The sequence below is a fragment of the Pseudomonas sp. MB-090624 genome, assembly GCF_003205245.1.
GTDB classification, from domain to species: Bacteria; Pseudomonadota; Gammaproteobacteria; order Pseudomonadales; family Pseudomonadaceae; genus Aquipseudomonas; species Aquipseudomonas juntendi.
In genome coordinates this window covers 1-13,250 of the sequence record NZ_QJRK01000035.1, presented here as the reverse complement: position 1 = coordinate 13,250, position 13,250 = coordinate 1, and the positions used below count along the sequence as shown (strand labels likewise).

The 13,250-nt window shown below is 60.7% G+C and carries 13 protein-coding genes; 3 read left to right on the top strand and 10 right to left on the bottom strand.

Annotation, left to right across the window (positions count from 1 at the left end):
• Positions 1–94 precede the first annotated feature (94 nt).
• Entirely contained in the window at positions 95–496 is a 402-nt protein-coding gene (locus DMX12_RS19170; RefSeq protein ID WP_029885362.1) for a GFA family protein, read from the top strand.
• An 82-nt stretch (positions 497–578) separates the two neighbouring features.
• Here the strand turns inward: DMX12_RS19170 and DMX12_RS19165 are convergent, their stop codons facing one another.
• The 10 genes from DMX12_RS19165 to DMX12_RS19120 all read right to left on the bottom strand — a co-directional run bounded on the left by DMX12_RS19165 (position 579) and on the right by DMX12_RS19120 (position 10,337).
• The gene (locus tag DMX12_RS19165; RefSeq protein ID WP_110679165.1) at positions 579–2,534 is read right to left on the bottom strand and encodes a DUF4105 domain-containing protein; all 1,956 of its coding nucleotides are present in this window, start codon (positions 2,532–2,534) and stop codon (positions 579–581) included.
• Complete coding sequence (locus tag DMX12_RS19160; RefSeq protein WP_009683561.1) at positions 2,531–2,851, bottom strand: DUF2388 domain-containing protein; 321 nt, start codon at positions 2,849–2,851, stop codon at positions 2,531–2,533. Before DMX12_RS19160 ends, DMX12_RS19165 begins: the two co-directional genes overlap by 4 nt.
• 37 nt (positions 2,852–2,888) lie before the next feature.
• Entirely contained in the window at positions 2,889–3,182 is a 294-nt protein-coding gene (locus tag DMX12_RS19155) for a DUF2388 domain-containing protein (protein WP_009683560.1), read from the bottom strand.
• Between the two features lie 87 nt (positions 3,183–3,269).
• Positions 3,270–3,587, bottom strand: a complete 318-nt coding sequence (locus tag DMX12_RS19150; protein ID WP_054913238.1) for a DUF2388 domain-containing protein — start codon at positions 3,585–3,587, stop codon at positions 3,270–3,272.
• Between the two features lie 302 nt (positions 3,588–3,889).
• Entirely contained in the window at positions 3,890–4,105 is a 216-nt protein-coding gene (locus tag DMX12_RS19145; protein ID WP_003256968.1) for a DUF1127 domain-containing protein, read from the bottom strand.
• A 329-nt stretch (positions 4,106–4,434) separates the two neighbouring features.
• Complete coding sequence (locus DMX12_RS19140; RefSeq protein ID WP_029885367.1) at positions 4,435–5,928, bottom strand: acetyl-CoA hydrolase/transferase family protein; 1,494 nt, start codon at positions 5,926–5,928, stop codon at positions 4,435–4,437.
• Positions 5,929–6,112: 184 nt separating this feature from the next.
• The gene (locus DMX12_RS19135) at positions 6,113–7,564 is read right to left on the bottom strand and encodes an NAD(P)(+) transhydrogenase (Re/Si-specific) subunit beta (protein WP_009683557.1); all 1,452 of its coding nucleotides are present in this window, start codon (positions 7,562–7,564) and stop codon (positions 6,113–6,115) included.
• A 2-nt stretch (positions 7,565–7,566) separates the two neighbouring features.
• A complete protein-coding gene (locus tag DMX12_RS19130; protein WP_003256966.1) occupies positions 7,567–7,881 on the bottom strand; it encodes an NAD(P) transhydrogenase subunit alpha in 315 nt (104 codons plus the stop codon).
• Positions 7,882–7,892: 11 nt separating this feature from the next.
• Entirely contained in the window at positions 7,893–9,014 is a 1,122-nt protein-coding gene (locus DMX12_RS19125; protein ID WP_009683556.1) for a Re/Si-specific NAD(P)(+) transhydrogenase subunit alpha, read from the bottom strand.
• Between the two features lie 408 nt (positions 9,015–9,422).
• Positions 9,423–10,337 (bottom strand): LysR family transcriptional regulator, encoded by a 915-nt coding sequence (locus DMX12_RS19120; RefSeq protein ID WP_110679164.1) that lies wholly within the window; start codon positions 10,335–10,337, stop codon positions 9,423–9,425.
• Between the two features lie 163 nt (positions 10,338–10,500).
• Here DMX12_RS19120 and DMX12_RS19115 point away from each other — a divergent pair, with 163 nt between their 5' ends.
• Positions 10,501–11,682 (top strand): acyl-CoA dehydrogenase, encoded by a 1,182-nt coding sequence (locus DMX12_RS19115; protein ID WP_054904519.1) that lies wholly within the window; start codon positions 10,501–10,503, stop codon positions 11,680–11,682.
• 14 nt (positions 11,683–11,696) lie between these two features.
• The gene (locus DMX12_RS19110) at positions 11,697–12,917 is read left to right on the top strand and encodes a CaiB/BaiF CoA-transferase family protein (RefSeq protein ID WP_054913236.1); all 1,221 of its coding nucleotides are present in this window, start codon (positions 11,697–11,699) and stop codon (positions 12,915–12,917) included.
• Positions 12,918–13,250 lie beyond the last annotated feature (333 nt).

Genomic DNA, 13,250 nt, shown 5'->3' with positions numbered 1-13,250 from the left:
TGGCTGACCGGTCTTGTGCCGGTGGTGGGGGCTATCCTATGAGCACAAGCTTTCAGCCAGCTTTCGCTGATGCAAAGGCGACGAGAGGTAGATGATGCAGCATGTGACCGAGGGTGGCTGCCATTGCGGCGCGTTGCGGTATCGGCTGGCGGGTGACCTGACGGACATCGCCCACTGCCACTGCACGATCTGTCGGCGGGTAAGTGGTGGGCTGGTCGTGACCTGGCTCACCCTACCCCGCTCGGATTTCCATTGGTTAACGGGTAAGCCGAACTGCTACGTGGCCCCGCCCAGTTGCAGCCGTTACTTTTGTGGGCGGTGTGGGGCCCATGTGGCGCTGGTGACCACGCACAGTCCCGAGACCATCGATGTGACCGTAGCCACCCTCGACCACCCGGAGGGCGTGCGCGCCAACCGCCATATCTGGGTAGGCAGCCGGTTGCCTTGGCTGCACCTTGATGAGGATTTGCCGGGGGAGCACGGGGAACGCCTTTAAGATGCTGTGCTCGTGCTGCGGGTCCTGCCGCTGGCAAGCCAACTCCACTAGGTGGAAGCCGGCTCGCCGCGGATAGGCGCAATTACAACTGCAGGCCACCTGCAGCCTTGTGCAGTGCCCGCAAATGCTCGCCTATCTGCTTCACATTGGCCTCTACCGCAGAAATTTCCCTGGCCCGCGAAGGGTCCAGCAGCGCCCTCACCTCCTTGTCCAGGTTGGTACTCAGGCGCAGCAACCGGGCCTGCCGTTCCTTGCTCTCCCGCTCCAGGTGTTCGCGTTCTTCGGGCTGCGGCAGTCCATAGCCTTTGCTGTCGAGCAATTCTGCCGGGCGGCTGAGGAAGCCGCTGTTGGCAAGCATTTGCTTGAGGGTGGCATCGGCCTTGTTGACGCTGCCATCTTTCAACGCTGCGGCATTCAGGTAGCGCTGCTTGACCTCGTCCTGGGCCAGCAACAGTTGCCGGCGCAGGCTGGCCTGCTCCAGCAGCAGCAGCGCAGCGCTGGTGCGCAGGTCGGCCTGGGCGAACCAGGGGCGACGTTGCTCGGCGCTCAAGGCCAGCCAGTCTTCTACCAGTTGCTGCTGGATCGGCAATTGCTTGCGCAGCACCTCGAACATGGCCTGGTACCGCTCGCGGTAGGAGTCGAAGCGGTAGCCCAGGCGCAGCGCCTCGCGGGGGTTGTCGAGCACGCTCGTGTCGGCCAGCCCCCTGCCCTTGAGCACGGCCAGCAAACCGTTGGGCATGATGCTGTCCAGGTCATTCAATTGCGGGTTGGCGGTGCCGCTGCGCAGCAACTTCAATGACTCTACGGCACAGTTGTTGGACAGGAACCAGTAGTTGCCGTCGTAGCTCCAGTGCATTTCGGCAGCCTGGCGCACCAGGTTTTCAATCTCTTCGCGGTTCAGCTTCAAGGGCACCGAGGCCAGGCTGCGCAGCTCTGTCTTGGTGTATTCGTCGATGACCTGGCCCAGCGGCAGCACGAACAGGCGCGATGGATAGACGCCGACCAGGCCGTCCCAGCTCGATAGCTGCACATCGTTGACGAACGCGCGGTATGACAGCACCAGGCTCTGGTCCAGGTCGAGGCGGCAGTCTGGCCCGCGGGGGCGGCCGGGTCTGCAGATGACCAGGCGCAGCATGCTGTGGCCCCAGCGGCTGACCAGGTTCTGGTTGGCTTCGGCCAGCAGGTAGTCCACTTCATAAACCCGTTCGGGGTCGATTTCGCCCAGTGGCTGGCGGGCGAAGTCGCTACCGGCATTGATGAATGGCAAGCCCCTGGCGCAAGTGTTCTGTGGCGGTGCCCAGCCGAAATGCTCATGCAGGTACTGGTTGAGCGCCGGGCGGCGGCAACCGTAGCTCGGGTCCAGGAGGAAGTACTCCATGTTCACCGCGAGGTATTCCTTGGGGCTGCTGAGTTCATAGCTGTCGGGGCTGCGCACGAACTGGCCGTTGTGCTGCTCACGCTCACCCCGGCGGCCCACGTATTGCGGCCAGCCGGCCAGGTCAAGCAGGCGCGGGTCATCGCTCAGGGTGAAGCGGCGCTCAGCCTGGCCGCGGCATTCCTCAGGCAGGCCGATTTTGCCCACGGTGCCCTGTTGGCGTTTACAGCGGGCAATCAGCGATCTTTCACGGCTGGGCCATAGGCGCGCACGGTCGTAGATATGGCTGAGCTCGTGCAGGACAGTGGCCAGTAGCTCTTGTCGCACGGTGCCATGAGGGCGGTTGGTGCGCTCAATGGCGGCACTGCCATCGGTGAGCCCGGGCAGCAGGCGACGGTTGAGCTGAAGCGTGGACACCAGTGTGGCCTGCCCATAGGCGTCGGCTGGCATGTTGTCGCTCCAGCTGACCTGCACGCGGCGGTCGAGTTGCTGCTTGAAGCGCGGGGGCAGCTTGGCCATGGCCTCGTCAAGCAGGGCCTGGCTGGCTTGGGTCTGCTGTGGGTCGAGGCCGGACGACTGCAGCTCGAGCTGCAGGCCGGCCAGGGCGGGCGTGCCGAGCAGCGTCAGGGCGCAGCCGAGCAGCCAGGCACGCACGGGCTTCACAGTGCGAGGATGGCTTCGGCCAATACCTGGTCGCTGGCGCCGCGTGCTTCCGGAACGCGCTCGCGCAGGGTGGTGAGGGCAGCTTCGAGCTGCGCGCCACGGATGTCCCCGTTGCTGGCCACGAAGCTGGCTGCGTCGTCGTGGGCTTCGCGTACCACTTTCGAGTCGCGGATCGAAGTGGTGGTGTCCGAGGTGAAGTCGATCGAGCGGCCAAAGGCACGCACGATGATGTTGCTGGTGGCCACCAGGGTCTGTGCCTGGGCCAGGTCAGCCAGCAGCAGCATGCCGAGGGTAGCGGCAATCAGCGGTTTACGCATGGAGCATCTCCGAAAAATTACAGGGAGTCAGATGTAGTCATTGGACGAGAATTGCTTGCGCCAGTTCCAGATCGCCAACGCCCTGCCGTGCGCAATTATGGCGTAATGATTCCAGGGCGGCTTCCAGCCGAGCACCGCGGATCTGGCCATGGGTGGCGACGAATACCGCGGCATCGTCACGGGCCTCACGCACCAATTTGCGATCAAAGGGTGCAGTGGTGACCTGGCTGGTGGCGTAGGCCGAGATCACCAGGCCTTGGGTAGTGGTGTCCATGGCATGGGCGCTGGCCATGCCGGCAAGGGAAAACAGCAGCGGCAACAGATAACGCATGGGCTCTACGACAACTGGAAGTAAGGGTGGCGAGGGCTGGCGTGGCTGTACGGGGGCACCCGGCACAGCCTGGGCGCTTGCCGGCGCTTAGATTGCCAGAATGGCCTGGGCCAGTTCGGCGTCGCTGGCTTGCAGGCTTGGCATTTGTGCGCGGATGTGCAGGAACGCGCTTTCCAGCTTGGCACCGCGGATATCGCCTTGGCTGCCTACGAAGCTGGCAGCGTCGTCACGGGCGGCCTGGACGATTTTATCGTCACGGAACGACGAAGAAACATCCGAGGTGGCGTCGGTGGACGCAGCTACTGCCCCTACTACAGCGTCAGTGGTGACGACGAAACTGGTGGCGTTTGCGGTGCCAGCCAGGCTCAGCATAAGAGCGGCGCCAATCAGATATTTACGGGACATTTCGTGCACTCCTGAACTCGGGTCGGGTGGTTCTGCTTATCGGACGCTCGCATTGCTGGTCGCGGTACTTATGACAGTGGTTTCTACCAGACTGCCAAGCTAAGCGTATCACGCGCGGGTGTTTCCAGATGTTAACGAAGAACGGGCCGTGAAACTGTATCGGTTAGGGTTTGTAATACACAAACTGTACCTGTTCAGCGCTTGACGCTGACCTCTGCATGCCACAAACAAAAAACCCGTCGCAGTTGCCTGCAACGGGTTTCAGGAATTCGCGGTGCCGGCCGAAGCCGGCAAGCCGGTGCTTAGCGCCAGAAAGGCTTGCTCAGCTCTTCGTAACGCTGCGACTCGCTGATGCCAGCGTCGGCCAGCAGGCGAGCGTCCAGGCGAGCCAGTTGACGGCGGCTTGCCATGCGGCGCTGCCACAGCAGCAGAGTGGACAGTGCGCGCAGCGGCAGCGATGCGTTGGATTGCTGGGCGTTGCTTTCAAAAACCAGACCGGAACTGAGGGTACGTTCCATGATGCTTCATCCTTCCGCTTATGGCGGGATTAGGTAGTGATTTAACTGATGCCAATGATCCTCCTCTCTTGTCCAGAACAGTAGATACAGTTCATGCGAAAGACGATGGCTCAGTTAACTGTGTAACCCTACTGTTGCACTCGAAACAGGCGCAACTGTACTGGTCTGCATCTTCATGGTGCATTTTTGGTGTGTGGCGATGTTCTGCAGGCTTGAAAGAAGCCTAGGACAGGTACAGTAGTACAGTTCTGGATATTCTTGTGTCGGACGTGAAACGCGAATGGGCTGGAACAGCAGAAGCGGGGCTGCTGTTCCAGGCCGCCGCTGGATCAGCTCGCTTGCATGCGGCCGGTTTCTTCGAGGTTCTCGTGCCAGCTCAGCGCTTCGCGCAGGATATGTGGCGTGTGGCCGCCACGTTGGCAAGCGCGCTCGAAGTAATCGTTCAGTGCCGCGCGGTAGTCTGGGTGCACACAGTTGTCGATGATCACGCGTGCCCGCTCGCGCGGGGCCAGGCCACGCAGGTCGGCCAAACCTTGTTCGGTGACCAGGATGTCCACGTCGTGTTCGGTATGGTCCACATGGCTGACCATTGGCACCACACTGGAAATTGCACCGCCTTTGGCAATCGACTTGGTAACGAATACAGCAAGGTGGGCATTACGGGCGAAGTCACCCGAGCCACCGATGCCGTTCATCATCCTGGTGCCACATACGTGGGTGGAATTGACGTTGCCGTAGATGTCGAACTCCAGCGCGGTATTGATACCGATGATGCCCAAGCGCCGCACGACCTCCGGATGGTTGGAGATTTCCTGCGGGCGCAGTACGAGCTTGTCCTTGTAGCGTTCGAGGTTACCGAATACATCGGCATTGCGGCGGGTCGACAGGGTGATGGAGCTGCCCGATGCAAAGCGCAGCTTGCCGGCGTCGATCAGGTCGAAGGTCGAGTCCTGCAGCACTTCGGAGTACATGGTCAGGTCTTCGAAGGGCGACTCGATCAAGCCGCACATCACGGCGTTGGCAATGCTACCGATGCCGGCCTGCAGTGGGCCGAGCTTGTTGGTCATGCGGCCAGCTTCCACTTCCTTCTTCAGGAAGTTGATCAGGTGGTTGGCGATACCCTGGGTTTCGTCATCTGGCGGCAACACGGTAGATGGCGAGTCCGGTTGGTCGCTGATGACGATACCCACGATCTTCGCCGGGTCGATCGGGATGGCGGTGCTGCCGATACGATCGTCGACCTTGACCAGCGGAATGGGCGTGCGGGTCGGGCGATAGGTGGGGATATAGATGTCGTGCAAACCTTCGAGGTTGGTGTTGTGCGAGAGGTTGATCTCGACAATCACCTGCTTGGCGAAGATGGCGAAACTGGCCGAGTTACCCACCGATGTAGTAGGTACGATGTGGCCCTGCTCAGTGATGGCCACGGCTTCGATGACCGCGATGTCCGGCAGCTTCAATTGCTGGTTGCGCAGTTGTTCGACGGTTTCCGACAGGTGCTGGTCGATGAACATCACCTTGCCGTCGTTGATGGCCTTGCGCAGGGTGCTGTCTACCTGGAAAGGCATGCGGCGGGCCAATACACCGGCCTCGGTCAGTTGCTTGTCCAGGTCGTTGCCCAGGCTGGCGCCGGTCATCAGGCTGATCTTCAGTGGCGACTGTTTGGCACGTTCGGCCAGTGCATGCGGGACGGCCTTGGCCTCACCGGCGCGGGTAAAGCCGCTCATGCCGACAGTCATGCCGTCCTCGATCAGACCAGCGGCATCAGCCGCACTCATTACCTTGCTGTGCAGAGAGGACAAGCGGATACGGTCACGGTACATGGATTGTTATCTCGGGCTGCTGAAACTACTGCAGCGCAGTCTAGAGATTTCGCCCATTGCCGTCCCACGACCATGGTCGTATGAGAAGCCTCTCGGTAGAGCCGTTGATCCGGATCAACAAAAAGAAAGCCCCGGTAGATGCTTACCGGGGCTTTCTTTATATCGGCGGGTTTGCTGCCGTGTTCTATTCCACTGCCTTGACCATGTCTTCGATGACCTTCTTGGCGTCACCGAATACCATCATGGTTTTGTCCAGGTAGAACAGTTCGTTATCCAGGCCGGCGTAGCCACTGGCCATCGAGCGCTTGTTGACAATGATGGTCTTGGCCTTGAACGCTTCGAGAATCGGCATGCCGGCAATGGGCGACTTGGGGTCGTTTTTTGCCGCCGGGTTGACCACGTCGTTGGCGCCCAGCACGAGTACCACGTCGGCCTGGCCAAACTCGGCGTTGATGTCTTCCATCTCGAAGACCTGGTCGTAAGGGACTTCGGCTTCGGCCAGCAGCACGTTCATGTGCCCAGGCATACGCCCCGCAACCGGGTGAATCGCGTACTTCACGGTCACACCGTTGTGGGTCAGCTTTTCGGTCAGTTCCTTGAGTGCATGCTGGGCACGGGCCACCGCCAGGCCATAGCCCGGAACGATGATCACGCTGTCGGCGTTGCTCAACAGGAAGGTGGCATCGTCAGCCGAGCCGGACTTGACCGGGCGCTGCTCTTGCGAGCCTTGCGCCGCCCCCGCGTCGGTATCGCCACCAAAGCCGCCGAGGATGACGTTGAAGAACGAACGGTTCATCGCCTTGCACATGATGTACGAAAGGATGGCGCCAGAAGAGCCCACCAACGAGCCCGCGATGATCAGCATCGAGTTGTTCAGCGAGAAGCCGATACCCGCAGCTGCCCAACCCGAGTAGCTGTTGAGCATTGAAACAACCACCGGCATGTCGGCGCCGCCAATCGGAATGATGATCAGCACACCCATGACAAAGGCCAAGGCCAGCATCAGGGTGAAGGCACTGTAATGGCCGGTGAACGTGAACAGCAGGCCCAAGGCGATGGTGGTCAGGCCCAGGATCAGATTGAGCTTGTGCTGACCGGCGAACTGTACGGGTGCGCCCTGGAAGAGGCGGAATTTGTATTTGCCCGACAGCTTGCCGAAAGCGATCACCGAGCCAGAGAAGGTAATGGCACCAATGGCTGCGCCGAGGAACAGTTCCAGGCGGTTACCGGTAGGGATCGGGTCGCTGATGGCTGCAACGATGCCCATCGACTGCGGTTCGAGCACTGCGGCGATGGCGATGAACACCGCAGCCAGGCCGATCATGCTGTGCATGAAGGCGACCAGCTCGGGCATCTTGGTCATCTCGACCCGCTTGGCCATGATCGAACCGGCGGTACCACCCACCAGCAGGCCGACCAGTACGTAACCGATGCCGGTCGTAGCCCCACCGTTGCCGATGGAGAGCGCCGCGAGCTTGTAGATGAGGCCAACCGTAGTGAGGATGGCGATGCCCATGCCGATCATGCCGAACAGGTTGCCGCGCCGCGAGGTGGTCGGGTGCGACAGGCCCTTGAGCGCCTGGATGAAGCACACCGAGGCGACGAGGTAGAGGAGCGTTACCAGATTCATGCTCATACTTACTTCTGCGCCTCGTTCTTGGTTTTCTTCTTGAACATTTCCAGCATGCGGCGGGTGACCAGGAAGCCACCGAACACATTGACTGCGGCCAGGGCCACCGCCAGGGTGCCCATCAGTTTGCCGGCAGGGGTCACGGTCAGGGCGGCGGCCAGCATGGCACCGACGATGACGATCGCCGAGATGGCATTGGTGACCGCCATGAGTGGGGTGTGCAGCGCCGGGGTGACGTTCCACACCACGTGGTAGCCCACATAAATGGCCAGCACGAAGATGATCAGGTTGTAGATGCCGTGGGAAATCAGCATGTCTTCCATTGTCGTGCTCCTTAGCCGTTCTTGCGGACGACCTGGCCATCGCGGCACATCAGGCAGGCCGCGACGATGTCGTCTTCGAGGTTGATGGTCAGTGCGCCGTCCTTGTCGAACAGCAGCTTCATGAAGTCCAGCAGGTTGCGCGCATACAGCGCCGAGGCATCGGCGCCGACCTGGGCCGGCAGGTTGGTAGGGCCGACGATGGTCACGCCATGTGCCTGAACGACCTGGTCCGCCACGGTCAGCGGGCAGTTGCCGCCTTGGGCCGCGGCCAGGTCGATGACGACCGAGCCAGGCTTCATCTGGGCCACTGTTTCGGCACTGAGCAGGGTTGGCGCCTTGCGGCCAGGGATCAATGCGGTGGTGATGACGATATCCGCCTGCTTGGCGCGCTCGTGCACGGCCTGGGCCTGGCGTTGCATCCAACTGGCTGGCATCGGCCGGGCATAGCCGCCGACGCCTTCGGCGCACGCCCGTTCTTCGTCGGTCTCGTAGGGGACGTCGATGAACTTGGCGCCCAGCGACTCGATCTGCTCCTTCACCGCCGGGCGTACGTCGGACGCTTCGATCACTGCGCCCAGGCGCTTGGCCGTGGCGATGGCCTGCAGGCCGGCAACGCCCGCACCCAGGATCAGTACCCGGGCGGCTTTGACCGTACCGGCGGCGGTCATCAGCATGGGCATGAAGCGTGGGTAGTGATGGGCAGCCAGCAGCACGGCCTTGTAACCGGCAATGTTCGCCTGTGACGACAGCACGTCCAGGCTCTGCGCCCTTGACGTGCGGGGCGCGGCCTCCAGCGCGAAGGCGGTGATCCCGCGTTCGGCCATCTTGCCGATCAGTTCGCTGTTGAAGGGGTTGAGCATACCTACCAGCAGGCTGCCGCTGTTGATCAGGGCCAGTTCCTGGTCGTTGGGCGCGACCACCTTCAGGACCAGTTGGGCGCCGTATGCATCGGCTGCGGTCCCCAGGGAAGCACCCACGGCCTCATAGGCACTGTCCGGAATGGCGGCGTTGAGCCCTGCCCCCCGTTGAACGGTGACCTGATGGCCCTGGCCAATCAGTTTCTTGATGGTTTCGGGGGTCGCAGCGACCCTTGTCTCACCGGTCTGCGTCTCGAGAGGAACACCAATGTGCACGACTATTTCTCCTGCGGTGACCTTTGTTTTTGTCAAAGCCAGCGCACTGCGAATGGTGTGCTGGGTGGCTGTGGAGCGCCATCCCGCCGGATCCTGGGCGGGCGAAGCATTTTGCAGACGAACCCATAGGGCTTCAACCGGTTCTGGAGCGAAACGAAGTTAAAACTACAAGTCACCCTGTGACCGCTTGTCGCACGCATAAGGTCGCAGCCCATCAACTACGGGCTTTTGCCAGATTAAGAGAAAAAAACAAAAAAATTTTGGCCAGTTCGCTGATGGCTTGTTCGATGTCGCAAAATAACCCGCAAAGCCCCGTAGTCAGGACGGTTAGCGGGTATTTTTGTGCGTACGTAACAGTTTACGAATATGCGACAAATACATATATCTGTAGGTGTTAAAAATAATTGACTACGGGGTCAGGTTGTCCCGTTCCTGGGCATATGCCTGCGCTTGGCTCACCAGCCAGTCACGGAATGCGCGCAGTGATGCGGACTCCACCTTGCGTTCTGGAATCATCAGATAGTAGGCCTTGTCGCTAGTCAGGACGTGTCTGTTAGCGACTACCAGCCTACCCTCCTGCAACTCGCGCTGGATCAGAAACGGCGGTATCAGCGCGACGCCCATCTCGTGCATGGCCGCTTGGGCAAGCATCGAAAACAGCTCATAGCGTGGGCCGGTCATGTCACGTTCCACATTCATGGCCACGCTGGCAAACCATTGCCGCCACGCGTACGGCCGCGTGCTCTGCTGCAACAGTGGCAGCTCAGCGATGTGCCGTGCTTCGAGCGTGCCTTGCCCGCCCAGCAGTGCCGGGCTGCATACAGGTAACGGGTTTTCCCCCATCAGCCGCTGCGACTGTGTGCCAGACCAGTCGCCATCACCAAAATAGATGGCGGCATCGAATGTTGTGTCCGCGAACAGAAATGGCCGGGTGCGGTTGGTGAGGTTCACGGTGACTTCCGGGTGGCGCTGCTGGAAGTCTTTGAGGCGCGGTAGCAGCCATTGGGTACCGAATGTCGGTACTACTGCCAGTTCGATCACGCTGGCGCCCTGCTGTCGCATCACTGACAAGGTGTCGCGCTCCACCGCGTCCAGTTGCGCGGCAACCTGGCGGCTGTACGACAGGCCCGCCTCGGTCAGCTTCACACCACGGCGCGAGCGGCGGAACAACTCTACGTTAAGGAACGTTTCCAGGCTGGCAATCTGTCTGCAGACGGCGCCCTGGGTCAAGGAAAGCTCCTGGGCGGCCTTGGTGAAGCTCTGGTGACGCGCAGCGGCCTCGAAGCAAACCAATGCAGTGGTGCTGGGAATCTTGCGTCGCATGTACGTCAACCTCACTCGTAAGGCCGCAAATGTGGCGGGGTTCTGATTTTCGAAGTGACAAAATATCACTATATGGTGCGCAATCCTCGTTTGTATCAGCGGGCAATCAGTCCTAGGCTCAAAGGCACATAAAAACTCCGCCCCCTTCTCGAGGATTCCGCCCATGGCTGGTAAAGCAAGCTTCAACTGGATCGATCCACTGCTGCTGGATCAGCAGCTCACTGAAGAAGAGCGCATGGTGCGTGACAGCGCGTATCAGTTCGCCCAGGGCAAGCTGGCCCCGCGTGTACTCGAGGCGTTTCGTCATGAGCAGACCGACCCGGCGATTTTTCGCGAAATGGGGGAAGTGGGCCTGCTGGGTGCGACCATCCCCGAGCAATACGGCGGCAGCGGCTTGAACTATGTGTGCTATGGGCTGATTGCTCGCGAAGTGGAGCGTATCGACTCCGGCTATCGTTCGATGATGAGCGTTCAGTCTTCGCTGGTGATGGTGCCGATCAACGAATTCGGTACCGAAGCCCAGAAACAGAAGTACTTGCCCAAGCTGGCGAGTGGGGAATGGATCGGTTGCTTCGGTTTGACCGAGCCTAACCATGGCTCTGACCCGGGCTCGATGATTACCCGGGCCAAGAAGGTCGAGGGCGGTTATCGCCTGAGCGGCAGCAAAATGTGGATCACCAACAGCCCGATCGCTGACGTATTCGTGGTCTGGGCCAAGGATGACGCTGGTGATATCCGTGGCTTCGTCCTGGAAAAGGGCTGGCAGGGCCTGAGTGCGCCTGCAATTCATGGCAAGGTCGGTTTGCGCGCGTCGATCACTGGCGAGATCGTCATGGATAACGTGTTTGTGCCGGAAGAGAATATCTTCCCCGATGTACGTGGCCTCAAAGGTCCGTTCACTTGCCTGAATTCGGCCCGTTACGGCATTTCCTGGGGGGCGCTGGGTGCTGCAGAGGCCTGCTGGCACACCGCCCGCCAATACACGCTGGACCGTCAGCAGTTCGGTCGCCCACTTGCTGCAAACCAGCTGATCCAGAAAAAGCTGGCGGACATGCAGACCGAGATCACGCTGGCGCTGCAAGGCTGCCTGCGCCTTGGGCGCATGAAGGACGAGGGCACCGCGGCGGTGGAAATTACCTCGATCATGAAGCGCAACTCCTGCGGCAAGGCGCTGGATATCGCACGCATGGCGCGCGACATGCTTGGTGGTAATGGGATTTCCGACGAGTTCGGTGTCGCCCGTCATCTGGTCAACCTGGAGGTGGTCAACACCTATGAAGGTACGCACGACGTGCATGCGCTTATCCTGGGCCGCGCGCAAACCGGTATCCAGGCTTTCTATTGATAAGGAGCCAGTCCATGGGCGCGTTATCACATCTGCGGGTGTTGGACCTGTCGCGCGTGTTGGCCGGTCCGTGGTCTGGCCAGATCCTCGCCGACCTGGGGGCTGACGTGATCAAGGTCGAGCGGCCGGGCAGTGGGGACGATACCCGCGCCTGGGGGCCGCCCTTCCTTAAAGGTGCCAATGGCGAGAACACGAGCGAGGCGGCTTATTATCTGTCGGCCAACCGCAACAAGCGGTCGGTGACGATCGATTTCACGCGGCCAGAGGGCCAGCGCCTGGTGCGTGAGCTGGCGGCGAAGTGCGATATCGTCATCGAGAACTTCAAGGTGGGTGGGCTGGCGGCCTATGGGCTGGATTACCAGAGCCTCAAGGCCGACAATCCGCGGCTTATCTATTGCTCCATCACCGGTTTCGGGCAGACCGGGCCTTATGCCCGGCGCGCTGGCTATGACTTCATGATCCAGGGGCTGGGTGGGCTGATGAGCCTGACGGGGCGCCCGGAAGGTGAGGAAGGCGCAGGCCCGGTCAAGGTGGGTGTCGCCCTTACCGACATTCTGACCGGGCTGTACTCAACGGTGGCTATGTTGGCTGCCCTCGCCCACCGTGACCAGACTGGGGTCGGTCAGCACGTCGACATGGCGCTGCTGGATGTGCAGGTGGCTTGCCTGGCGAACCAGGCAATGAACTACCTGACCACGGGCACGGCGCCCCGTCGCCTGGGCAATGCGCACCCCAACATCGTGCCTTATCAGGATTTTCCGACGGCGGATGGCGATTTCATTCTTACCGTGGGCAACGACAGCCAGTTCCGCAAGTTCGCCGAGGTGGCCGGGCAGCCTCAATGGGCGACTGACCCTCGCTTTGCCACCAACAAGCTGCGTGTGGCCAACCGGGCTGAGCTGATTCCATTGATTCGCCAGGCCACCGTGTTCAAGACCACGGCCGAATGGGTGAGCCAGCTGGAGGCAGCGGGTGTGCCGTGTGGGCCAATCAATGATCTTGCCCAGGTGTTCCGCGACCCCCAAGTGCTGGCTCGCGGGCTGGCGGTCAGTATCCCGCATGCGTTGGCGGGCAGTGTGCCGCAGGTGGCGAGCCCGATACGTTTGTCGGCGACGCCTGTCGAGTATCGGCTGGCGCCGCCTATGTTGGGTGAGCATACCGAGGTCGTGCTTGAAGAGGTGTTAGGGCTAGGAGCGGAAGAAGTGCGCCAGCTGCGCAGCGCTGGCGTGTTGTAGGGAATGCTGGTCCAGCTATATAGCGGGGAGGCCGCCAGGCCTCCCCGCTTTGCTTTTTAAGCGCCCTGAAAGTTTATTTGAATTAAAGGTTGACGCCCTCTCGAATCCCCTTATAATGCGCCCCACTTCCAGCGACAACGGAACGACAAACTCCTTGAAATTCAATGAGTTAACCGATTCGAAAGGCGCTGTAAGGGCTACGATCGAATGATCGAATGCGGTTGAGATGATGGTTGACAGCGCTTCTAAACGCTGTATGATTCGCCTCCCGCTACGAGAGATCGCAGCGAGTCAAGTGTTTGAAGCTAAACGAGTTTCTCGCAAAAAACTTCA